Origin of the sequence: Pseudoalteromonas sp. APC 3224, from assembly GCF_030407535.1 — a bacterium.
Lineage (GTDB): Bacteria > Pseudomonadota > Gammaproteobacteria > Enterobacterales > Alteromonadaceae > Pseudoalteromonas.
In genome coordinates this window covers 83,819-105,949 of the sequence record NZ_JASDDF010000008.1, presented here as the reverse complement: position 1 = coordinate 105,949, position 22,131 = coordinate 83,819, and the positions used below count along the sequence as shown (strand labels likewise).

The window sequence follows — 22,131 nt, the reverse complement described above, 5'->3', positions numbered from 1 at the left end:
TAAATAAATGACAAATTGCGTTTTAATTAATACCAAACACAATCCTGCCGAAACCCGAAACCCGAAACCCGAAACCCGAAACCCGAAACCCGAAACCCGAAACCCGAAACCCGAAACCCGAACTGATCTTTTAGATCTCGACTATTGAATATAGGATCTCAGCGCGTTTTCATGCTAGAATTTGCGCAATTTTTTTGTACTCGATAAGTAGCACTGTAATGATCTTAGATGATATCCGCATCGTTTTAGTTAATACCTCACATTCTGGCAATATTGGTTCTGCGGCACGTGCCATGAAAACCATGGGATTATCAAAGTTATACCTTGTAGATCCTGCTTGTGAAATAGATAGTCATGCCAGCGCACTGGCTGCAGGTGCTACAGATGTACTTGGTAATGCTGTTGTCGTTGATACGGTTGCCGATGCCATTGCTGATTGTGCATTAACTATCGGTACTAGTGCTCGCTCGCGTACATTGTCGTGGCCTATGGTTGAGCCGCGTGAATGTGGTGAAAAGCTTGTTGACGAAGCTGTAAATGGCCCTGTAGCACTTGTATTTGGTCGTGAAAACAGTGGCTTAACAAACGAAGAATTACAACTGTGTAATTACCATGTATGTATTCCTGCTAACCCAGAATACAGCTCGCTAAATTTAGCCATGGCAGTACAAACCTTATGTTATGAAACGCGTATGGCGTTTTTAAATCAACAGCCTAAAGCGGAACAAGAAGAAGACGACACCCTATATCCATCGTCTAAACAAACAGAGCTGTTTTACGAACATCTTGAAGACACCTTGTTTAAAACAGGCTTCATCATTAAGCAGCACCCAGGCATGGTAATGACTAAGCTACGTCGCTTGTTTAATCGTGCTCGCCCTGAAGATGCTGAAATGAACATATTACGAGGTATTCTTACCTCAATTAATAAGTCTATAAAATAGCAATTAGTTATAAATAGCGCCCTTTATTGCTCTACTAATACTTGACTAAATTACTCAGGTAATTACAATAGACCCAATACTTGACCAAAACAGTCGGGTATTACAAGTTTTTTAGAACCTAGAATACTTGACTAATCTACTCTGGTAATTAAAATTTGCACTCTTTTGTGCGGGGGGCGTTATGAAGTTAACATCAAAAGGCAGATACGCCGTTACAGCCATGCTGGATGTTGCACTACATGCAAATATAGGCCCTGTAGCGCTTGCAGATATTTCGCAGCGCCAAGAAATTTCTTTGTCTTATCTTGAGCAGTTGTTTGCCCGTTTACGTAAGAATGGGCTAGTGAGTTCTGTTCGAGGTCCTGGTGGGGGCTATTTACTAGGACGTGAGGCCGATGTGATTTCAGTTGGCGATGTTATCAATGCGGTAGATGAATCTGTTGACGCTACACGGTGTCAGCGAAGCAATACTGGTTGTCAAAGTGGCATGCGTTGTTTAACCCATACATTGTGGTCAGACTTAAGCGCACGAATTGAAGAATTTTTAAATAATATTACCTTAGCTGAACTGGTCGAAAAGTCGGACGTTAAAGCGGTCGCTCTTCGCCAAGAAAACAGCGTTAATGATGCAATTAAGCAGTTGGAAAATATTCAAGTAAGCTGTCAACTTTAAGGTTGACCTGCAGCGGAGAGAGAAATGAAGTTACCGATTTATTTAGATTACGCAGCAACTACGCCCGTTGACGAACGAGTTGCCAAAGAAATGATGCAGTGCCTGACTATGGACGGTAATTTTGGTAATCCAGCATCGCGTTCACACCGTTTTGGTTGGCAAGCTGAAGAAGTCGTTGACCAAGCACGTACTGACATTGCCGATTTAATTAATGCAGACCCACGTGAAATCGTATTCACATCGGGTGCAACAGAATCAAATAACCTTGCTATTAAAGGTGCGGCTCAGTTTTACAAGAAAAAAGGTAAGCATGTTATTACCGCTAAAACTGAACACAAAGCAGTTATCGACACATGTCGTGAGCTTGAGCGTCAAGGGTTTGAAGTAACTTATATGGACGTTGAAGAAAACGGCCTACTTGATCTGCAAAAATTAGCAGATACGATGCGTGACGACACTGTGCTTGTAAGCATCATGCATGTAAATAACGAGCTAGGTGTAATCCAAGACATCAACACTATTGGTGAAATGTGTCGCGAACGTAAAATTATGTTCCACGTAGATGCTGCACAAAGCGCGGGTAAAGTTTTAATCGATGTGCAACAAACCAAAGTAGATTTCATGTCATTCTCGGCGCACAAAGTATACGGCCCTAAAGGCGTAGGTGCTTTGTATGTTCGTCGTAAACCACGTGCACGTTTAGAAGCACAAATGCACGGTGGCGGCCATGAGCGTGGTATGCGTTCTGGTACATTAGCAACCCATCAGTTAGTAGGTATGGGCGCAGCATTTAGAATTGCAAAACAAGATTTTGAAAAAGATCACGCACACATCAGTGCGTTACGTAAACGCCTAATCGACGGCATTTTAACAGATATGGACGAAGTGTACTTTAACGGCACACAAGACCAATCAGTACCTGGTATTGTTAACATTAGCTTTAACTTTGTTGAAGGTGAGTCGTTACTAATGGCCGTTAAAGATATTGCGGTATCGTCAGGTTCAGCCTGTACATCTGCAAGTTTAGAGCCTTCTTACGTATTACGTGCATTAGGCCGCAACGACGAATTAGCGCATAGCTCGATTCGTTTTAGTATTGGCCGCTTTACCACAGAAGAAGAGATTGATTACACCGTTGAGCTAATGAAAAACTCGATTGGCCGTTTACGTGAAATGTCTCCTCTTTGGGAAATGCACCAAGAAGGTGTTGATTTAGATTCAGTTGAATGGGCGCACCACTAATTAGTGGAGCCCATACCTAGCAGGTAGTGAGGATAGAATTATGGCTTACAGTGATAAAGTAATCGACCACGTAGAAAACCCACGTAACGTAGGTGCTCTAGATAAAAACGATCCGTCAGTGGCAACGGGTATGGTAGGCGCACCAGCATGTGGTGACGTAATGAAACTGCAAATTAAAGTTTCAGCAGAAGGCGTGATTGAAGATGCAAAATTCAAAACGTACGGCTGTGGTAGTGCAATTGCTTCATCTTCACTGGTAACAGAGTGGGTTAAAGGCAAAACATTAGACGAAGCTGCAACTATCAAAAACACCGATATCAGCGCAGAGCTAGAATTACCACCAGTGAAAATTCACTGTTCAATTTTAGCAGAAGATGCAATTCAAGCAGCAATTGCAGATTACAAAAGCAAACATACAAACTAAGAGATATTCATGGCAGTGACATTGACAGATGCGGCAGCAAACCGCGTACAATCATTTTTAGCAAACCGTGGTAAAGGCATAGGCCTGCGAGTTGGCATTAAAACGACGGGCTGTTCAGGTCTTGCTTATGTATTAGAGTTTGTTGATGAGCTAAACGATGACGATGAAACATTTGCAGCTAAAGGCGTTACCTTAATTGTTGACGCTAAAAGCTTAGTTTATATCGACGGCACCGAGCTCGACTACACTAAAGAAGGCTTAAATGAAGGGTTTAAATTTAATAACCCTAACCAAGCTGATGAGTGTGGTTGTGGCGAAAGCTTTACCGTTTAAGCCCAAACTTGTTTTGAATACCTAAGCTACTTGGGTATAACTAAGCCCTGCCAATTAATGTAGGGCTTTGTCATTTGTGAGAAGTTATGCGTTATTTTGAGTTATTTGCAATTCCCGTTGACTACAATATTGATTTAGCAACGATCAACAAGCACTACTTAGAACTTCAACGTGCTGTTCACCCTGATCGCCATGCTAATGCTAGCAGTCGTGATAAATTAATGGCCGTACAAAGTACTGCCGAAATTAATGATGCACTGCAAACACTCAAGCACCCCGTTAAACGTGCAGAATATATGCTGAGCGAGCTAGGCGTTGATATTCGCGCTGAGCAGCAAACATTGCAAGATCCCATGTTTTTAATGCAGCAAATGGAGCTTCGAGAAGAACTTGAAGAGTTAGCGACCGCAAGCGATCCTGATTCTGCTATTGCCCATTTTGAAAAACAAATAAAGCAGCTTGATCAGCAATACAGTGCGCAATTGGCAGAGCAGTTAGCAAGTAACGATGAGCAGCAATATCAACAAGCAGCAGACAGTATCCGTAAGCTAAAGTTTGTCTATAAGTTACGCGACGAGCTTGAACGTATTGAAGATAGTTTATTTGACGATTAATTCACTTGCTGCAAAGCGAGCAACACGAGTTTAAAGAGCATTATGGCATTATTGCAAATTGCTGAGCCGGGGCAGAGCGCGGCACCACATGAACATAAACTAGCAATTGGTATTGATTTAGGTACCACAAACTCATTAGTGGCAACCGTACAAAGCGGCGAAGCTCGTACTATTACTGATGAGTCAGGCGAAGCAATGTTGCCGTCTGTAGTGCGTTACCAAGCTGGTGGCATAACCGTAGGTGCAGACGCAATGCAAGCAGCTACACTCGATCCGGTTAATACACTTATTTCAGTTAAGCGCTTTTTAGGTAAAACCCAAGCCGAAATAGAGCAAAGCTATGGCCAACTGCCTTATCAATTTTGCGATGATAACGGTGCACTTTCAATAGCAACTGAAGCCGGGAAAATCAGTCCAGTAAAAGCATCAAGCCATATTTTAGGTGCCCTGAAAGCACGTGCAGAACAAAGCTTTGGTAATCAAGATATTTTAGGCGCGGTTATTACCGTACCAGCCTATTTTGATGATGCACAACGCCAAAGCACTAAAGATGCGGCTGAACTAGCCGGCATTAATGTACTGCGTTTATTAAACGAGCCAACCGCGGCTGCCGTTGCTTATGGTTTAGACTCAGGTCAAGAAGGCATAATTGCTGTTTATGACTTAGGTGGCGGAACATTTGATATTTCTATACTGCGCTTAAATAAAGGCGTGTTTGAAGTATTGGCCACTGGTGGCGATTCTAGTCTAGGCGGTGATGACTTTGACTCATTATTAGTTGACTACTTAAAACAAGAAACTGGCGTGACGGGCTTATCTCCTTCGGTATTACGTTTATTCATTAACAAAGCCAAAGCCTGTAAAGAAGCACTCAGCCAATACGAAAAAGTGAATGTTGGCCTTGAGTTTGACGATGAAAAATACATGGTTGAAGTAACGCGAGAGAAGTTTAACGAGCTGGCTATGCCACTGGTAAAAAAAACGCTCCGCTCATGTCGTCGTGCAGTAAAAGATGCCGGTATTGAAAACCAAGAAGTACTACAAGTGGTGATGGTTGGCGGTTCAACCCGCATGCCGTTGGTACGTACTCAAGTTGGCGAGTTTTTTGATAAACAACCACTCACTTCAATTGACCCTGATCGTGTTGTTGCTCTGGGTGCCGCATTACAAGCAGACGTATTAATTGGTAACAAGCCAGATTCAGACATGTTATTGCTGGATGTGTTACCGTTGTCGCTAGGACTTGAGACCATGGGTGGCTTGGTTGAAAAAATCATTCCACGCAATACCACTATCCCAGTTGCACGTGCGCAAGAATTTACTACGTTTAAAGATGGTCAAACGGCTATGTCGTTGCATGTATTACAAGGTGAGCGTGAACTGGTTGACGATTGTCGATCGCTGGCAAAGTTCAGCTTAAAAGGCATTCCACCTATGGCGGCGGGAGCGGCGCATATTCGCGTTACCTTTAAAGTAGACGCTGATGGTTTACTAAGCGTATCAGCCATGGAAAAATCAACCGGTGTTCAAGCAGAAATACAAGTAAAACCGTCGTTTGGTTTGTCTGACGACCAAGTTGCTAATATGCTTAAAGAGTCGATGAGTAACGCTAAAGGCGACATGCAAGCGCGTATGCTTAAAGAGCAACAAGTTGAAGCGCTTCGTGTAATAGAAGCAATGGAAGCCTCTTTAGCAGCTGATGGCGATTTACTTGAGCCTGAGCAACTAGCGGCGCTAAAAGTGGAAATAAACGAACTTGCAAAAGTACGCGAGAGTGCACAAGAGCCAAGCGAAATTAAAGCAGCCATTGAAAAAATGGACAATGCGAGTAGTGATTTTGCCGCGCGTAGAATGGATGCATCAATTAAAAAAGCCTTAACAGGCCAGTCAGTAGACAATATATAAGAGAGATTAGAATGCCACAAATTGTTTTTCTTCCCCATCCGGAGTTGTGTCCTGACGGTGCTGCAATAGAAGCGCCCGCTGGCGAAACGGTACTTGATATCGCGCTTAAAAATGGCATTAGCATTCCTCATGCCTGTGAAAAATCATGTGCATGTACAACCTGTCACTTAGTGATCCGTGAAGGTTTTGACTCATTAGATGAAAGTGACGATCTAGAAGACGACATGCTAGATAAAGCCTGGGGTTTAGAACCAGAGTCACGTTTAGGTTGCCAAGCAATTATTAGAGATGAAGACTTAGTGGTTGAAATACCTAAGTACAATCTCAATATCGTTAATGAAGAGCACTAGTTTTTAATTAACGACTATTATATTAAAAGCCGCTGTTTAATACCGCGGCTTTTTTTTTGATAAGTAGCAGCGGGTTTACCTCGCGTCTTTTTAAAGGTTAAAGGTTACGAGCCACGGGCTGCGAGGCGCGGGTAAATTAAAATAGCCTGTAGGCGGGGCTTTACGCCGCGCACATGTAGCAGCGGATTTATTCCGCGTCCCGAAGCCCGAAGCCCGAAGCCCGAAGCCCAAGGCCCAAAACCCATTTCGGAGGTGTATTTTGAGTGATCTTATTTTTTCAGACTCGTTTATAAACGGTGAATTTTATCAGACCAGCACACGCTTTAGTGTTAATGATCCCGCCACCGAACAAAGTATTGTTGAAGTTAGCGACATTGACGAGCAAGGTGTAAATACAGCTATTAATGCGGCAAAAGGCGCGTTTGTAAAATTAAAAGCAACCAATGCAACCGAGCGAAGTGAAACTCTGATGCGCTGGTATGAGTTGGTGATTAAACATAAACAAACGCTAGCTACACTTATGACCAAAGAGCAGGGTAAGCCGCTTAAAGAATCTCTCGGTGAAATAGATTATGGCGCCGGCTTTATTAAGTGGTTTGCTGAGCAAGCTAAGCGTAGCTATGGGGATGTGATCCCTGCAACCGACAATCAGCATCGCTTAACCAGTTATAAACAACCTATTGGCGTGGTTGCCGGTATAACACCATGGAACTTTCCTGTGGCTATGGTAACGCGAAAAGTAGCCCCTGCTTATGCTGCTGGCTGTAGTTTCATTTTAAAACCTTCTGAACATACACCACTATGTGCTATTGCTTTAGCGTATTTAGCTGATCAGGCTGGCTTTGTTAAAGGCGCATTTAATGTGCTTGTGTCACAAGATGCCAAAAAGGTTGGTAAAATGCTGACAGACTCAGAGGTGGTACGTAAGTTTACTTTTACTGGCTCTACCGGTGTAGGTAAGCAGTTACTCTCTCAATGTGCATCTACAATAAAGCGTACTTCAATGGAATTAGGTGGCAATGCGCCGTTCATTATTTTTGATAATGCTGATATTGATGACGCCATTGATGGCTTAATGGCGGCTAAATTTAGAAATAGTGGCCAAGCGTGTGTGGCGGCTAACCGTATCTTTATTCAGCGCAGTATTATGGATAAAGTGCTCAACAAGCTAACCTCAAAGGTTGCTGGATTAAAAGTGGCAAACGGCTTTGAAGAAAATGCCGACATAGGCCCGCTTATTTATCCCAAAGCAAAAGAGAAAGTGCAACAACTGATTAAAGACGCTCTCGATAAAGGCGCTACGCTAATTGGTGATAACAGCAATTTAGGTGGCAGCTTTCAAAACCCATTAATAGTTACTAATGTCACTACACAAATGGATATTTATCACGAAGAAGTATTTGGCCCTGTATTAACGGTGATCCCATTTAATGAAGAAAGCGAAGTCCTTGCGCTTGCTAATGACGTCCCTTATGGGTTAGCTGCGTACTTTTATAGCCAAAACATTAAACAAATCTATCGTGTAAGCGAAGGGTTAGAGTTTGGCATGATAGGTGTAAATGAGGGGGTTATATCAAACCCTGTAGCACCGTTCGGTGGGGTAAAACAATCAGGCCTTGGAAGAGAGGGTGGTCACCAAGGTTTAGATGAATACCTAGAAGAAAAATACGTATGTATCAAGGTTTAACTCCCGAAACTGTTCCGATGAGTTAACCGTTTAGCGTTTTAAGTTGCTTGAAATGGGTGTAAATGCTACCTTTCAAAAAAATGTTTAAGTAAACAAAACGTAAAGAATTTCTATAAGTAGAAATAACCCCGTGTGTAAATGCCACCATTTTGGTGGCATTTTTTTGCCCCTATTTAAGGAGTGGTTTTTGGTATTTCTCCATTTTAGGGTCTAAACTATTCTTATTTAGATGTTATTTTGCTTATATCCTTTTTAAAAGCGCAACTATATGCAGTATCAATTCTTCTTCCACTATGTGTATTTTTTGTAACCCCATGTTTTTTAGTTGTTTATTTTTATGTGTGAGTAAGTGGAATGAAGTTTCAGTAGTTTCAAAACTATTGAAATATAGTAATAATGTACAATTGTGTTCTACACATTATTAAATTAACATCCCGCAAATTCACCCATTAAAAAATAATAAAGCACCCACTATGAGTAGAAGAAATCAAGCAACGGTAGACCAGGAAGTTTCGTTCGGCATTGACGAAGAGTTAGTTTCTACAACAGATTTACGAGGCGTTATCACCTATGCAAATGATAACTTTTGTAAAGTTTCAGGGTACACCATTAATGAATTGACAGGGAAAAACCATAACATGGTTCGCCATCCTGATATGCCGCCAGCGGCATTTGGGGATATGTGGTTCAATTTAAAAAGCGATACCGCTTGGCGAGGAGCGGTAAAAAATAGATGTAAAGATGGGCGTTATTATTGGGTTGATGCCTTTGTAACCCCTATTTATGAAAACGGTAAAAAAGTAGGTTATCAATCAGTTCGTCAACAACTCCTTCCAGAATATAAAAACCGCGCAGAAAAGCTATACCAACGTTTAAATAATGGTCAATCAATTACGCCTTTAAGTGAAAAATTAGCTGCATTTAAGCTTCCTCTATTTATTGGAGGGGCAGCTTTAATTGCTTGGTTAACAAGCTATATGTTCTGGTTATGTTTGCTGTTTGTTCCTCTGCCTTTTGTTACTTTTTACGAAGAATTAATTCGCTCGCAAAGCGCAATCAAAAAAACCAAAGCAGGTCCAGATAGCGTATCTCGGCATATTTATTCTGGTAGCGATAGCCTCAGCTACAGTGATTTTCAGATTAAATTACTTGAGGGTAAAGTAACGACCATTGTTGGCCGTATTATTGATGGTACTTTAAGCCTTAGTAAAGGTGCTGATTCTCTTAAAACTTGTGCTGAAGCTGCGCAGGCCGGTGTTGAAAAAGAAGCATCAGAATTACATCAAGTGTCGTCAGCGGTTGAAGAAATGGTACATTCAATTGATGAGGTTGCTAAAAATACCTTAGTAACCAACCAGCGTGTTCAGCAAGCTCACCAAGACTGCGAAAGCGCAACGCAAGCAATGTCAGGCACCATGCGTGAAGTATCGTTACTCGCCAACGAGGTGGATAACTCGGCAAGTTCAGCGAGCGGGCTAGCAACAGAGGCTGAAAAAATTGGTGGCATAATGCAAGAAATACAAGGGATTGCCGATCAAACAAATTTACTTGCACTTAATGCGGCTATAGAAGCTGCGCGTGCTGGTGAGCATGGTCGAGGGTTCTCGGTTGTTGCTGATGAAGTGCGAGCACTCTCAAGTAGAACGCATACTGCTACAGAGCAAATTCAAGTCTCTATATCTGAAATGCAATCTACGTTACTCAATTGGTCAAAAACAATGGAAGCGGGTAAAAACGCGGCAGAGACTTGTGTTAAAGAAACGCGAAATAGCCAAGATATCGTCTCAAAAGTATATGCTGCAATTACTGATATTTCTGATTTAGCAACACAAATATCAACCGCAGCAGAAGAGCAAAGCATGGTATCACAAGAAATCAGCCGTAATATTTCAAATATTAGTACCGCTTCGTCAGAAAACTTAGCCCAAGCGCACAGTGTAGGTACAGAGTCTGATGCAATTGAAAAACACTCTAAAGCATTAGCATCACTAGGTCTTTCTTTTAAAGTAGGTTAACAACTTAAGCAAGGGCAGCAAATACCCAAGTGTATGAGGCGCTGAGAATATAACATGTTCTCAGCGCGCCTAAAGCGTCAAATACGGGCAACGGGCTGTGTGGTGCGGGGAAAACCTGCTACTACTGGTGTTATTTGTAATATTTCTTTAGCAGTGACTTCATGTCGCATCAAAGTTTTATAAAAGTATGAATTAAAGGATACAAGCAAACGAGAAGTAAAAATGTGAATAAGATTACGCAAATAGACGAGTTAGTATTATTTATTTTAGGTTTGGTTTTATGAAGGCCAGGTATAATTAAGAAGCTAACTTTGAACATTACTGAGGGAGTTTAGAAAATAGTGGGGCGATTGACGGGGCTCGAACCCGCGACAACCGGAATCACAATCCGGGGCTCTACCAACTGAGCTACAACCGCCACTACATACACCTTGTTTGGTGTGGCGCGCATAATACATAATATCCCCATGCTTGTGAAGCAAAAAATCAAAAAAATTTAAACTTATTATAAGTATTCTATATTTAAGCTATTGGCAACGGGCAACGGGCAACGGGCAACGGGCAACGGGCAACGGGCAACGGGCAACGGGCAACGGGCAGCCCGAACCCCTAACCCTTTAGTAAAACGTTGTTGCAAACACCTATTAAAGATTTACAATACTACAAACAATACCGCTAAACTGCTTAATAACGCTATCAGGAGTTAATATGGATTCAATACTCAATTGGCTGAATGAAAATTCAGGCTTAATCTTACACTATGGTATTCAAGCAGTTATAGCGCTTGTTATATTTTTACTCGGTGGCCGAATTGCCAAGTTTTGTGCAAATTTAACCGCTAAAGCATTCGACAAGAAGAAAGTAGATGTAGCGGTTTCATCGTTTGTATCTAGTATTGTGTATGCCATTGTATTTGCAGCCACTATTTTAATGGCGCTGTCACAAATTGGTATCGAAACCACGTCATTTATTGCTATTTTAGGTGCCGCAGGTTTAGCGGTTGGCTTAGCACTGCAAGGGTCGCTATCTAACTTTGCATCTGGTGTGCTCATTATTTTACTACGCCCATTTAAATCTGGTGACTACGTTGAAGCTGGCGGTAAAGCTGGTACGATTAAAAAAATCGAAATATTTTCTACTGAAATGCGCACTCCTGACAACAAAGTTATTGTAATGCCGAATTCAAAAATAATGTCAGATGCAATCATTAACTACTCGCGTGAATCAACACGCCGCGTTGATCTTGTGATTGGTGTTGGCTACGACGCCGATTTACGAAAAGCAAAAGAAGTACTTAAATCAGTACTAGATAACGAATCACGTATTTTAAAAGATCCTGCATACAACGTATCGGTTTCTGAGCTTGCCGATTCAAGCGTTAACTTTATCGTACGCCCTTGGGTTAACTCAGAAGATTACTGGCCAACATACTGGTCGTTAATGGAAAACATTAAAATAGCGTTAGACGACGCTGATATTACCATTCCATTTCCACAAATGGATGTGCATTTGCACAAGCAAGACTAATTTTAAAAAGTTATTAAGGTAATGCTCACGTTAGGTTTGCTAACGTGAGCGCTGCTTTAAAGAGCATGAATATTTTTACAGGGTTATTTTTTAATGAAACTTAAGCTTTTATCAATTTTAGTAGCTGCCTCAGCTACAACCAGTGCATTTGCATCAGAAGAAGAACAAAAAACCTGGGAAGTAACCAGTGAAGTGGGCGCTATCATTACCAGTGGTAATACCGAAACAACGACCTTAAAAGGTGGTATTAAAGTATTGCATAACTTAGAAAGTTGGAATAACGAGTATAAGTTAGACGGCATCTACAAAGAAGATGAAGTAGAAAACGACGCTGGCACAAAAGAAAAACAGCGTACTAACGAAAAGTACTCTATTTCAGCGCAGGGTAATTACAAATTAAACGAAAAGCATGCTCATTTATTTATTTATGGGTCGCACGTATCTGATTACTTTGGCGCATACCGAAGTGAATCAGTTATTTCAGCGGGTTATGGTTTACGTTTACTAAACGAGACAAACATGAAGCTAAACGCTGAAATTGGTCCGGGTTATAAGTATTTTAAGTATCCAGATATTAGCGAAGAGGTTGATGAAAACGGCAACTCATTAGCGGGTGAATACGAAGGTGAAGTGATTGCCTTAGGTAAAGTAGATTTTAGCTGGAAAATTTCAGACAACGCGCGTTTTACTCAGTTAGTGTCGGTAGAATACGGTGATACTAATACCAAAACCCGCTCTGAAACCGCACTGCTGACTAAAATTAACGGCTCACTGCAAATGAAAGTTGCCTACAACATCACCAACAATTCAGACGTGGCTGATGACAAAGAAGCAACAGATACAGAGACTTCATTAACACTTGTTTACAGTTTTTAACTATACTAAAAGTATAATAATGGGTAAGCGTGCTTACCCATTTTTTTTACTTATAAAATGGTGTAGTATGCCGCGGCTATCTTTATTTTACTGGAAGGACACTTTGTGAAGTTAATTAAACTTTTTGCGGTACTGCTATTATTAGTATTCGCTTCGTCATCATTTGCGCAAGGAAGTAGTCAAGGTGTTGCACCTACAGAGCAGCAATTAGAGCAATTTCAGAAGCTACCAAAATCACAACAAAAAGCGCTTGCTGAAAAGTATGGAATTAGTTTAGACGCACTGGGTTTTTCGACAGATGGTGAATCATCCGATGATGAAGGTAGCAATAAAAATTCATCTTCTATATTACCTCGAGATTTAGATGAAAAAGATTCTGAGGAATTAACCGATGAAGAAAAATTCAAACCTAAAGAAGAAGAAATAAAGCCGTTTGGCTACGAACTTTTCTCTGGTGAGCCAACAACCTTTGCACCCTCTGAAAATGCATTAGTCCCAAGTACTTATATGGTGGGTCCTGGTGATACATTTACACTAAACTTGTATGGTAAAGAGTCCTTTAATGGAGAGGTTACAGTTGATAGAGAGGGCCGCCTTGTTATTGACAAACTTCAGCCTGTAAACGTTGCAGGTATGCAATACAACCAAGTCGTTGAGCTGATCCAACAAAAAGTTGAACAAGAAATGATTGGTGTTAGAGCATTTGTTTCAATGGGCGAAACCAGAACAATTAGAGTAATGGTTTTGGGTGAAGCATACAAACCTGGCGCTTATACCATTCCCTCACTTTCATCAATAACTCACGCGCTGTTTGTTAGTGGTGGGCTTTCTGATATAGGTTCGTTGCGTAATATTCAATTAAAGCGAGCTGGCAAAACAATTCAAACTCTGGATCTCTATGATCTATTAATTGAAGGCGACAGTTCTGATGATGTGATCTTAAAACCGGGTGATGTTGTTTTTATTCCGCCAGTTGGTAAGCAAGTAACAATCAGTGGCGAAGTTCGCCGTCCAGCTATTTTTGAACTACAGGGGTCAGAAAGTTTAGATGAAGTCATTGCTATGGCTGGCGGATTGACTGCCCAAGCTTACCCACAAAAAACCATCGTAGAACGTTACACAGGTAATAGTTCAAAAACGATTTTACAGCTTGATATAACTAAAAACTCTCAATATTCACCTAAAAATGGCGATACTATTAAAGTACCAGCATCGAGCGATGAGCTTGATAATGCAGTTACTTTAATCGGTGCAGTAACGTATCCAGGTAATTATTCTTGGAAAGAGGGGGATAAAGTTAGTCGACTTTTCACTTCAGTTAAAAGTGATTTATTACCTACTGCTGATTATGAATACGGATTGATTGTTAGAGAAGTTAATCAAAAAGGTGACATAGAAGTACACCAGTTTTCACCCTTAGAAGCCTCACAAAACAACGTAAAAAGTGACTTAGAGCTCAAAGCCAGAGATATAGTTGTAATTTTTAGCCGCTTTCAAACTAAAGATGATGAAGAGGCAGCCTTAAAAACACTCGCTATAACAAAAGAGCAATTAGAATTAAGAGAGCGAATGAAGCTCTGGGAACAATACGAAGAAAAGCAATTCTATGAATTTATAGACTTAGGTGGTGCGTTAGAAAAAGAGCTAGCAGAGCAGCTAGCAGCAGAAGAAAGTAAAAAAATCACTAACATTACTGACTTCCTAAATAGCAAAGAAGAAGAGCTTAAAGAAAGCGACTATGCTGTATTCAGTCGAGAAAAGCTATTACGTCCTATTATTGCAAAATTAAACCAGCAATCTAGCTACTCGAGCCAAGTTAAAATATTTGGTATTCGCGGGGAAGTTCGTTTTGACGGCGTTTACCCTCTTCCTATAAATGCGACCGTGAAAAAAGCAGTATTAGCAGCGGGCGGATTAAAAGAGTCAACATTCCTTGAAAAAGCTGAAATTACTCGTTATAGCAATGAGCACAAAAGCTTACTTGATCATGTAGAAGTAGACTTAAATGAAGCGCTTACAAGCAATGATAATGAAAAGTTTGCAATACAAAGTAAAGATTCAATTAGCATCTACCCGATACCAAATTGGCAAAAAGATTTACAAATTGAAATTGTAGGTGAGGTTAGATTCCCTGGTATATACAGTATCCGCAAAGGTGAAGACTTAACTAAAGTACTTGAGCGAGCCGGTGGTTTTACGGAGTTCTCATATCCTGAAGGTGCCATTTTTACTCGCGAGTCAATCCGATTCCAAGAGCAGCAGCAATTAAATAAACTATCTGAAGACTTAAGACGCGATATTGCAGCTAAAAGTTTTAACAGCTCAATAACCGACTCATCTTTGAGTTACAAAGATATGGATAGTTTGATTACAGATTTAGCAAAAGTTAAAGCAGTAGGCAGGCTTGTTATAGATTTACCTGCTATTGAACAAGGTCAGCAGCACTTACCGCTTCAAGACCAAGATGTGCTTTATATACCTACTAAAAGTAATAGCATTAGTGTAGTCGGAGAGGTTAACTTTTCTACATCCCATATTTACAAGGCTGGATTATCACTTGATGATTATATAAACAGAAGTGGTGGCTTTAAACAGCGTGCAGACGAAGAGAGAATTTACATAATTAAAGCCAGTGGTTTAGTTACAATTCCTGATCAAGGGTCGTGGTTTGCGGCAAATAAAGCTGAAGAGTTGAGCCCTGGTGATACAATTGTAGTGCCACTAAATACCGAACATGTAGATAACTTAACATTATGGAGCACAGCAACTCAAATCCTTTACCAAATGGGTGTTGCGTTGGCTGCTATTAGCTCACTATAAACATGAAATATACTTTGAGAGACATTGGGTCTTCGTTATGATTTTTGAATTTATTATGCTTGCTTTTGCATTTGGCTTTTCGTATGCAGTGATATTTGCTATTACGCCTTTAGCCGTTAAGTTTGGGCTTGTCGATACCCCGTGCAATCGTAAGCAACATGACGGAGCCATACCACTTATTGGTGGGCTCTCAATATTTTTAGCTGTATTTATTTCTGTTTTAGCGTTTTACCCGTTAACTACAGAAGTTGTAAGTTACCTTATATGTGCTGGCGCAATTGTCATTTTGGGTGTAGTAGATGATTATCGTCAATTAGGTGTGAAAATTCGCATATGTATTCAGGTCATTGTTGCGCTTGTTATGATATGGGGCAGTGATGTTTATATACATAACCTAGGCGATTTATTTTCATTTGGAGACGTGAACCTGAGCTGGTTTGGGATCATTTTTACTATTGTCAGCGTAATTGCCTGTATCAATGCATTTAACATGATAGATGGTATAGATGGCTTAGCTGGTTCGCTGAGTATACTAACTTTACTCTCGGTATTTGTGCTGATGCTGATGAGCGGAAATTATGCATTTGCATACTTACCGCTTATCATTGTTGCTACCGTTGCGCCCTATTTAGCATTTAATTTAGGGCTTAAAGGGCACAAAAACAAAAAAATATTCATGGGTGATGCAGGCTCAATGTTTATTGGGCTTAGCGTTATATGGTTCTTAATGGTGAGCACTCAAGCGAGTGAGCCCGCTTTTAGACCGGTGACCGCGTTGTGGATAATTGCGGTACCACTCATGGACATGATGGCTATTATTATTCGCCGAACACGAAAAGGGATGTCGCCTTTTCATGCAGACAGAGACCATTTACACCATATATTTATGAGAGTAGGCTTTAGCCCACGTAGAGCGCTTAGCGTGATATTAACGTTTGCAATTGTGATGAGCTCAATCGGTATTTTTGGTGAGATTTTACAAGTTCCAGAATGGGTAATGTTAGCTCTATTTATAGTTGTTTTTGTGCTTTATGCATTAGCACTTCAACACTGTTGGAAAGTGGCAAGATTTTTACGCAGAAAAAACAATAAGCATTAAAGAGAGAATTATGAAAAAAAATAGTGGTTTTACAATGATGGAGTTATTAGTCGTCATCGTTATTTTAGGTTTGTTAATGTCGTTAGTTGCGCCTAAGTTTTTCTCAAAGTTAAGTTCTTCTGAACGTAAAATAGCGGCAGCACAAATGTCGTCATTTGAAACAGCTATTGATACGTACCGCTTAGATTTAGGGAAGTACCCAACCGAATTGTCTCAACTTCGTCAAGGCGACGAACCTCGTTGGGATGGCCCGTACTTACCAAAAGATGTACCACTTGACCCTTGGGGAAACCCATATGTTTATAAAACTCCGGGCACTGAAGGTAACCCATATACCTTAAAGTCATACGGTAGTGATGGTAAAGAAGGTGGTACAGATAATAACGCGGATATCATTCACCTATAATGCAACTACATGACTTACTGCTAAATAAATTTAGCGTTGATGCGCAAGATCTCCAAAGAGCGATAAGTTACCAAGCTAAATACAGCGGTCGACTTGAACAAATTCTTGTAAACATGGGAAGCCTACCAGAGGACCAAGTTTCACAATTACTGAGTGAATATTTAGAGATCCCGCTATTTTCAAATGAGCAATATGCTAATTTTGAACCTGCTGCGATTGAAAAGCCTGCACTTGATGTTTTTTTAGCACAAAGCTGGGTGCCACTGAGTAAGCAGGGTGAACATATAGAATTTGCCTGCAAAGATCCGCTTAACCAAGTGATGAACGAATGGTTAATTAAAAACAACCAAGAGTACACATTATTCATAGCTAATGAAGTTGATATTCAGTTACTTATTTCAAAGTATGAAGAACCAACCACAGATCTTCTAGATGACAATCCTCTCGATGAGGAAGAGCGTCTTAAAGAGCTGGCCACAGAAGCGCCAACGGTAAACTTACTCAACTCGCTAATTAGCCGGGCATTGCGTCAAGGTGCATCAGATATGCACTTAGAGCCTTATAAAGGGCGCTACAGAGCACGCTTTCGTGTTGACGGTGTGCTTCATGAAGCTGAAACAATATCAGCCAGAAAACAGCTACCTATAATCACACGGTTGAAAATTCTGTCGGGTATGGATATAGCCGAAAAGCGCCGCCCGCAAGACGGCAAAATAGAAATGAAAATTGCCAACCAAGAAATTGATATTCGTGTATCTGCTTTGCCACTTAATGATGGCGAATCAGTGGTAATGCGTTTTTTACGCAAAGAAAACGTTCGCTACGACATGTCAGTGCTGGGATTATCGAGTGATATAAACGAATTAATCTTGGATGATATAAAAACCACATCGGGAGTGGTGTTACTAACAGGCCCAACAGGCTCTGGTAAAACAACCACTCTCTATACGTTTTTAAATGCACTCAATAACGACGATGTAAAAATAATTACCTTAGAAGATCCTGTTGAATACCAATTACCAGGCATCAACCAAGTGCAAGTTAATAGCGATATAGGCTTTGACTTTTCAGCTGGTCTTCGCTCAGTGGTACGTCAAGATCCTGATGTAATTATGCTTGGTGAAATACGCGATAAAGAAACCGCACAAATAGCATTACAATCAGCGCTTACGGGGCATTTAGTGTTTAGTACCGTACACACTAACGATGCCGCAAGTGCTTATACGCGTTTACTGGATTTAGGTGTTGAGGAGTTTTTACTGAATGCGGCACTTGTTTCTATAGTTGCACAGCGTTTAGCTCGTAAAATATGTGACCATTGCGCTGAACCAGAGCCAAGCGCACAAGCACTGATTGAGAAATACGACCTAAGCAATTTTGCTAAACGCTTTAATTTACCAAGTATAGAGTTAAAACGTGGTGCAGGTTGTGAGCATTGTAGTCAAACAGGTTATAAAGGCCGGATGGCGGTAACCGAATACTTACGCTGCGACAGCGAAATAAAAGCGATGCCTAAAAACGCCGACTTTATCCCTAAAGCCAAGCTACACAACCAAAGCTTAAACAGGCGAACGCTCTTAGAAGATGGCTTATATAAAGCGGTACTAGGGCAAACAACCATAGCTGAAGTTATTAGGGTTGCAGGGTAATGCCACTCTTTAATTATAAAGCATACGATAGCTCAGGTGCAAAGTCAGACGGTCAAGTCGAAGCGCAGGATCAGCAAGAGGCTATCACAAAACTAAAAGCACAAAAGCTACTTGTTTTTGAGATTAAAGAAGAGCAAAAGCAGCATGCGCTAAGTTTAAGTTTTAATAATAAAATTTCACTCTCAGATCTTGAGTTTTTAACTGCAGAGCTAAGCTTATTATTAGCCACTGGCGTTAGAATTGACCGTGGGCTAGATATAATTAGGCGCACTAAAGCCAAGCCTGCACTAGCTAAAATGCTAGCCGATATAAGCAACAGCATAAAAAAGGGCAGCAATTTATCACAAGCATGCCGAGCGCACCCCGACGTATTTGATAATTTATATTGTAACTTAATTGAGCTTGGTGAGGCCTCAGGTAACTTAAGTGAGATATTTGCGGGCCTCGCAAAAGATCTAAAATTTAAGCGCGAGCTACAACGTAAAATTATAGGCTCGTTAACTTACCCCTGCGTTATTTTATTTGTATGTGTGTTAAGTATATTTTTTATATTTAATTTTATTATTCCCAAAATGGCCGACATGTTTAGCCAACTAGAAACTATGCCATGGTACACCCAACTTATGCTTTCTATTAGCGATTGGATGAATCAATATCAAGGGCTGCTTGCTATTGGGGTTATTGGTATCGTACCAGCGATAATATGGGCGTCAAAAAAGCCCCGCTTTTTAAAATGGTGGCATAAATCGGCATTAAAGTTACCCGTAATCGCTAACGCGACAATTACTGTAGAACGAATTCGTTTTAATAGCGGCTTAAGTTTAATGTTAAAAGCGGGAGTGCCTATCGACCAAGCACTTGAGCTTTCTGCGGGTAACATAAAAAACCATGTTTTAAACCATGAAATGAACATAGCCCGAAAAAAAGTAAAGCGCGGTAGCCAATTAACACCAACGCTACAGCAAACTTCGTTATATCCGCCATTTTATATATCCTTATTAGAGGTGGGTGAAGAATCGGGCAATCTCGATATCGTATTTGAAGAAATAGCCAACCGCTCACGACAAGATTTTGAAACCTGGACCGACAACATGACCGCGCTCATAGAGCCGTTGATGATTTTATTTATGGGGGGCTTTGTAGGAGGCATTGTTGTGGTTATGCTTATGAGTATGATATCGCTAAACGATGTAGGTTTTTAAATGCACTCAATGAGTTTTAAGTTTAGTAAAGGGTTCACCCTAATTGAACTTATTATTGTATTAAGTATCGTAAGTTTACTGTTAAGTGTTGTAGCCCCTATATCGATTAAAGCGGTTGATAAAACAGAGGCTAAAACAGAGCTGTTAAACACCACAAAGTGGATTAAAAATATTGGCTTTCAAGCGTTTATAAAACAGCAGAGCTACTCGTTAGAGCTGTATGGCAATACATTAAACTTGTATAAAATACCCAGTAACGAGCTCGTTAAAACAAAAGAGTTGGCGTCGCTTAACTTTACTCAGCAAAGAGTTGATTTTAACGCCAATGGATTTGTTACCCCAGCACAAATAAGTGGTCATTTTAGAGGGGAACCCCTTACTATTTCATTAGAGCCTAATAGTGAAAAACAATAACCAAAGCGGATTTACATTAATAGAATTACTGGTTGCCACTATCATATTATTTATGGCAATGGGCGCCGTATCGCTTATTTATCGGGGAGCGTTCATATCTAGCGAAAAAGCCAGCAACCACGTTAATATAGTCGCGAATGTTCCCGCACTGCTGAGCCAAATAAAGCAACAAGTGCAAAGTGCAAGCCCGCAGCAAACACAACTAAATGGCCAAGGCAGCATGTGGCAAAGCACCTACACTTGGCAAGCCAATGTGCAACAAAGCAAAAAAGTGACCGATGAAGTTATGGTGCTAGAATTTGGCGAAAACGCCGCATCAAAAACCCAATTTAAACTTTGGCAAGTCACTCTAACCCTAAATAGCCATGGCATAGTAAAAAATTATACCTTTAACGAAGTGAGCTGGCATGATGCGTAAACAACACGGCTTTACGCTTATTGAGCTGCTAATATCGGTTACTTTGCTTTCGATGCTTATGTTTACTGGCAACTACGTGTATATGCAATTAGCATCGCGATGGAATAAAGAGCTGGGTAGTTTTGAGCAAAACATAGCGCAAACTAAAGCGGTGTATTTGTTACAAGCAACGCTTGATAGTGTTGAGCCTTATTTAATTAAAAATAACAAAGGTCGCCCAGAAATGTTTTTTGTAGGTGACGATAAAAGCTTATTGGCTATGACCAAACGTGGCCTTATTGATACCCAGCACCCAGAAATATTTCGTTTAACCGCAGTGCAAAACAAAAATGGTAAGTATGATCTGGTTTATCAAGCGGTATCTGGTAGCGAGCTATTACTTATTAATTCAGAGCAAAATATAGAATTTACCTATAAAAAAACATTACTTACTAATTTAGATGAGGTAAATATAACTTACTTCGGCTGGAAAAACCTTGATCAAATGGCATTGCAAACATCTGGTGCTGAACCTGTGTGGCAGAGCAAATATTCAGGACTAGACCAACAACTCACGCCACAAAAAATAAAAGTAACATTGCTTAAAAATCAACAGTCTTTGATTTTTTATAGCCAATTAGATACAAAGTCAAACACATGGTATGGCAATTATATACAAACAGGTGACTTTTGATGCAGCGTGGTATTGCCCTAGTACAGGTATTGCTAATTGTGGCTGTGCTTTCAATTCTTGCTTTATACTTTACTCAATCGGCGCGTCAGCAAGTACATAATGCCACGCTTATGGTCGATAAAGCACAAGCCTATATTGAGCTGCAAAATGCACAGGCCAATATACTGTATGCGTTACTCACTGAGCAAAAAGATCCAGAGCAAACTCAAAACTCACAAAACCAAACATTGATTAATAAATGGAACTTTCACGGTGAAGAGTTTAGTTATAACCCACAAGTGAGCGTTGCAATACAAGACTTGCGTGGCTTACTTAACTTACATTACCCTAACAAACAACGCTTAACCCAGCTATTGACCTACAGCGGCCTAAATGATTATGATGCGCAGTTAATGTCGCGGCAAATTATACAGTGGCAGCAGTTAGATGGGCGCACCGACTCCCTGCCTAATAACATAACAGCGCGTCATGCTGCCATACACGACATAGCAGAGCTAATACATTTAGGGCTAGCACCAGCACAATTAAATGCTTTACGGGCAAATACAACGCAGTATAAAAAAGGGGCGTTTAACCCCATGACGGCGCCAAATTCGCTGTTAAATGCGTTATTAGCAAAAGATGTAGCAAGCCATGTTATTATGCTGCGCAGTGCAAAACAACTCACCGTACGAGAGTTTGCACAAGTTACAGGCTTTAACGAAAGCGACGATATTATTTTATATCCGTCTAATTTATTTAAAGTAACGTTAAATGCACAAGTGGGCGAAGCACGCATACAAAAAGAAATTTATTATCATTTGCAACCAACAGGCAACCCTGTAGTTAACATAGTGGCAGTTAAGGCGCAGTAGAGTATT

At 40.6% G+C, this 22,131-nt stretch carries 21 protein-coding genes and 1 tRNA gene; 21 read left to right on the top strand and 1 reads right to left on the bottom strand.

The annotated features are described in order from the left end of the window. Positions 1–218: 218 nt before the first annotated feature. The 10 genes from trmJ to QL989_RS06080 all read left to right on the top strand — a co-directional run bounded on the left by trmJ (position 219) and on the right by QL989_RS06080 (position 10,187). Positions 219–944, top strand: coding sequence for a tRNA (cytosine(32)/uridine(32)-2'-O)-methyltransferase TrmJ (gene trmJ, locus QL989_RS06125; protein WP_290169057.1), 726 nt, complete (start codon positions 219–221; stop codon positions 942–944). A gap of 181 nt (positions 945–1,125) precedes the next feature. Continuing rightward, positions 1,126–1,617, top strand: coding sequence for a Fe-S cluster assembly transcriptional regulator IscR (iscR, locus tag QL989_RS06120; protein ID WP_008113921.1), 492 nt, complete (start codon positions 1,126–1,128; stop codon positions 1,615–1,617). 24 nt (positions 1,618–1,641) lie between these two features. Continuing rightward, positions 1,642–2,859, top strand: coding sequence for an IscS subfamily cysteine desulfurase (locus QL989_RS06115; protein ID WP_008113922.1), 1,218 nt, complete (start codon positions 1,642–1,644; stop codon positions 2,857–2,859). A 40-nt stretch (positions 2,860–2,899) separates the two neighbouring features. After that, a complete protein-coding gene (iscU, locus tag QL989_RS06110; protein ID WP_008113923.1) occupies positions 2,900–3,283 on the top strand; it encodes a Fe-S cluster assembly scaffold IscU in 384 nt (127 codons plus the stop codon). 9 nt (positions 3,284–3,292) lie between these two features. Continuing rightward, entirely contained in the window at positions 3,293–3,616 is a 324-nt protein-coding gene (gene iscA, locus QL989_RS06105; RefSeq protein ID WP_008113924.1) for an iron-sulfur cluster assembly protein IscA, read from the top strand. Positions 3,617–3,702: 86 nt separating this feature from the next. Further along, positions 3,703–4,230 carry a co-chaperone HscB gene (gene hscB, locus QL989_RS06100; protein ID WP_138623799.1) on the top strand — a complete coding sequence of 176 codons (528 nt, stop codon included), beginning with the start codon at positions 3,703–3,705 and terminating at the stop codon, positions 4,228–4,230. A 42-nt stretch (positions 4,231–4,272) separates the two neighbouring features. Further along, positions 4,273–6,135, top strand: a complete 1,863-nt coding sequence (hscA, locus tag QL989_RS06095; protein WP_290169051.1) for a Fe-S protein assembly chaperone HscA — start codon at positions 4,273–4,275, stop codon at positions 6,133–6,135. Positions 6,136–6,146: 11 nt separating this feature from the next. Further along, positions 6,147–6,485, top strand: a complete 339-nt coding sequence (gene fdx, locus QL989_RS06090) for an ISC system 2Fe-2S type ferredoxin (RefSeq protein ID WP_008113929.1) — start codon at positions 6,147–6,149, stop codon at positions 6,483–6,485. Positions 6,486–6,744: 259 nt separating this feature from the next. Continuing rightward, a complete protein-coding gene (locus tag QL989_RS06085) occupies positions 6,745–8,172 on the top strand; it encodes an NAD-dependent succinate-semialdehyde dehydrogenase (protein ID WP_290169049.1) in 1,428 nt (475 codons plus the stop codon). A 473-nt stretch (positions 8,173–8,645) separates the two neighbouring features. Next, positions 8,646–10,187, top strand: a complete 1,542-nt coding sequence (locus tag QL989_RS06080; RefSeq protein ID WP_290169048.1) for a PAS domain-containing methyl-accepting chemotaxis protein — start codon at positions 8,646–8,648, stop codon at positions 10,185–10,187. Positions 10,188–10,529: 342 nt separating this feature from the next. On the opposite strand, the gene QL989_RS06075 is transcribed toward QL989_RS06080, so the two are convergent. Further along, positions 10,530–10,605: transfer RNA gene (locus QL989_RS06075), tRNA-His, on the bottom strand. A gap of 290 nt (positions 10,606–10,895) precedes the next feature. On the opposite strand from QL989_RS06075, the gene QL989_RS06070 reads away from it, so the two are divergent. From QL989_RS06070 to QL989_RS06020, 11 genes are all read left to right on the top strand, one after another. Further along, positions 10,896–11,714, top strand: coding sequence for a mechanosensitive ion channel domain-containing protein (locus tag QL989_RS06070; protein ID WP_138570731.1), 819 nt, complete (start codon positions 10,896–10,898; stop codon positions 11,712–11,714). Between the two features lie 93 nt (positions 11,715–11,807). Further along, a complete protein-coding gene (locus tag QL989_RS06065; RefSeq protein WP_290169046.1) occupies positions 11,808–12,590 on the top strand; it encodes a DUF481 domain-containing protein in 783 nt (260 codons plus the stop codon). A 105-nt stretch (positions 12,591–12,695) separates the two neighbouring features. Then, complete coding sequence (locus QL989_RS06060) at positions 12,696–15,410, top strand: SLBB domain-containing protein (protein ID WP_290169044.1); 2,715 nt, start codon at positions 12,696–12,698, stop codon at positions 15,408–15,410. Between the two features lie 37 nt (positions 15,411–15,447). Next, positions 15,448–16,509 carry a UDP-N-acetylglucosamine--undecaprenyl-phosphate N-acetylglucosaminephosphotransferase gene (gene wecA, locus QL989_RS06055; RefSeq protein ID WP_290169042.1) on the top strand — a complete coding sequence of 354 codons (1,062 nt, stop codon included), beginning with the start codon at positions 15,448–15,450 and terminating at the stop codon, positions 16,507–16,509. A 10-nt stretch (positions 16,510–16,519) separates the two neighbouring features. Next, a complete protein-coding gene (gene gspG, locus QL989_RS06050; protein WP_290169040.1) occupies positions 16,520–16,915 on the top strand; it encodes a type II secretion system major pseudopilin GspG in 396 nt (131 codons plus the stop codon). Further along, the gene (locus QL989_RS06045; protein ID WP_290169039.1) at positions 16,915–18,564 is read left to right on the top strand and encodes a GspE/PulE family protein; all 1,650 of its coding nucleotides are present in this window, start codon (positions 16,915–16,917) and stop codon (positions 18,562–18,564) included. The genes gspG and QL989_RS06045 overlap by 1 nt, the downstream gene beginning before the upstream one ends. Then, positions 18,564–19,766, top strand: a complete 1,203-nt coding sequence (locus QL989_RS06040) for a type II secretion system F family protein (protein WP_290169037.1) — start codon at positions 18,564–18,566, stop codon at positions 19,764–19,766. The genes QL989_RS06045 and QL989_RS06040 overlap by 1 nt, the downstream gene beginning before the upstream one ends. Beyond that, on the top strand, positions 19,767–20,180 hold the full coding sequence (locus QL989_RS06035) for a type II secretion system protein (protein WP_290169035.1): 414 nt from the start codon (positions 19,767–19,769) through the stop codon (positions 20,178–20,180). Beyond that, positions 20,167–20,598: a prepilin-type N-terminal cleavage/methylation domain-containing protein gene (locus tag QL989_RS06030; RefSeq protein WP_290169033.1), complete on the top strand. Its 432-nt coding sequence runs from the start codon at positions 20,167–20,169 to the stop codon at positions 20,596–20,598. Before QL989_RS06035 ends, QL989_RS06030 begins: the two co-directional genes overlap by 14 nt. Continuing rightward, complete coding sequence (locus QL989_RS06025; protein WP_290169031.1) at positions 20,588–21,271, top strand: prepilin-type N-terminal cleavage/methylation domain-containing protein; 684 nt, start codon at positions 20,588–20,590, stop codon at positions 21,269–21,271. The genes QL989_RS06030 and QL989_RS06025 overlap by 11 nt, the downstream gene beginning before the upstream one ends. Next, positions 21,271–22,125, top strand: a complete 855-nt coding sequence (locus QL989_RS06020; protein ID WP_290169029.1) for a type II secretion system protein GspK — start codon at positions 21,271–21,273, stop codon at positions 22,123–22,125. The genes QL989_RS06025 and QL989_RS06020 overlap by 1 nt, the downstream gene beginning before the upstream one ends. Positions 22,126–22,131: the final 6 nt, after the last annotated feature.